The sequence below is a fragment of the Stenotrophomonas sp. CASM110 genome, assembly GCF_049384345.1.
Lineage (GTDB): Bacteria > Pseudomonadota > Gammaproteobacteria > Xanthomonadales > Xanthomonadaceae > Stenotrophomonas > Stenotrophomonas muris.
The window spans coordinates 1-1,073 of the sequence record NZ_JBMRGI010000048.1 but is presented as its reverse complement, the minus strand read 5'-3'; the positions used below and the strand labels follow the sequence as shown (position 1 = coordinate 1,073).

Here is a 1,073-nt window from a genome sequence, read left to right as displayed (position 1 = left end):
GGCTTTTGTCTTTTGCTCTTCTTTCTTCAATCCGGGGTGGACGCGCACGGGAAGTGTCCGTGGCCGGGAGGGTGGGTTGCGCAGGGGCGTGAGCCGCATGGGGTCGAGGCATGCCTCGGGCGGGTTGGGCAGGACGCCCAACCCCGGTCTTGCCGTGTGCGCAGGACAGTGCACACGTGCAAGCGGCGACCGAGCTTACAGAGACGTACTTGCAGCGTCCCCTGCGCAACCCATCCTCCCGGCCCAAACGAAGGAAGTCCGCCGCTCTCAGCGACCACCCCGAGGGGCTTCGCCGTTGGCTGGATAATCGGATACCCCCTAAACAAGAACGCCCCAGCACAGGGCCAGGGCGTTCTCGTACATCAGATCAGGCAGGCATCAGAACTCCTGCCAGTCTCCGTCGGCCAGTTCGGTGGCCATCGGGCGACCACCCGCCGTGCGGCGGGCCGGCGGGGCAGCCGGGGCCGGGGCGGCCGGTGCAGCGGCGCGCGGTGCCGGGGCGGTGACGCGCGGGGCGGCGACGACCTCGGCTTCGTCCACCACGAAGATCGACACGGCCTCGCTGAGGTGGCCGGCCTGTTCTTCCATCGCACGTGCGGCGGCGGTGGCTTCTTCCACCAGCGCAGCATTCTGCTGCGTGGTTTCGTCCATCTGCACCACGGTCTGGTTGACCTGCTCGATGCCGGCGCTCTGTTCCTGCGAGGCGGCGGAGATCTCGGCCATGATGTCGGTCACGCGCTGCACCGAGGCGACGATCTCGCCCATGGTCGCGCCGGCCTTGTGCACCAGCGCCGAGCCGTCGTTGACCTTGCCGACCGAGTCGTCGATCAGGCCCTTGATCTCCTTGGCGGCCGCGGCCGAGCGCTGCGCGAGGGTGCGCACTTCGCTGGCGACCACGGCAAAGCCGCGGCCCTGTTCGCCGGCACGGGCGGCTTCCACTGCGGCGTTCAGCGCCAGGATGTTGGTCTGGAAGGCAATGCCGTCGATGACCGAGATGATCTCGGCGATCTTCTTCGACGAGGCTTCGATGGCCGACATGGTGGTGACCACCTGGCCGACCACGTCACCGCCCT

1 protein-coding gene is annotated in these 1,073 nt (G+C 68.1%); it reads right to left on the bottom strand.

All coding sequences use genetic code 11. From position 1 onward, the window contains the following. Window positions 1-378: 378 nt before the first annotated feature. Window positions 379-1,073 (bottom strand): methyl-accepting chemotaxis protein (locus VG561_RS21130; RefSeq protein ID WP_423179944.1); only part of this gene is annotated, 695 nt, incomplete at its 5' end.